General features: G+C 75.9%; 1 protein-coding gene. It reads right to left on the bottom strand.

Annotation, left to right across the window (positions count from 1 at the left end; all coding sequences use genetic code 11):
• A partial coding sequence (locus JHD80_RS27485; RefSeq protein WP_199093775.1) for a hypothetical protein occupies nt 1-319 on the bottom strand: 319 nt, incomplete at both ends.

The following is a 319-nucleotide window of genomic DNA, read 5'->3' as shown; positions in this document are numbered from 1 at the left end:
CCCCCCCCCCCCCCCCCCCCCCCCCCCCCCCCCCCCCCCCCCCCCCCCCCCCCCCCCCCCCCCCCCCCCCCCCCCCCCCCCCCCCCCCCCCCCCCCCCCCCCCCCCCCCCCCCCCCCTTTTCATGATCCGGCGACCACCGAGATCTACACCGAAGGTTAATCGTCGGCAGCGTCAGATGTGTATAAGAGACAGCCCTGAGATAACGCACCGGCCGCCCCGGCGCCGCGGCGTTCGCCGCATGCACGATCGCATTCGCGTCGATGCCGAAATGCCGGTAGAGATCGGCGACCGTGCCGGTCTGGCCGAAATGCTCGACGC

The organism is Allobosea sp. ASV33 (assembly GCF_016428755.1).
In the GTDB taxonomy this organism is placed as follows: domain Bacteria; phylum Pseudomonadota; class Alphaproteobacteria; order Rhizobiales; family Beijerinckiaceae; genus Allobosea.
The sequence above is the reverse complement of the archived record's forward strand: the minus strand, read 5'-3'. Positions and strand labels throughout refer to the sequence as shown.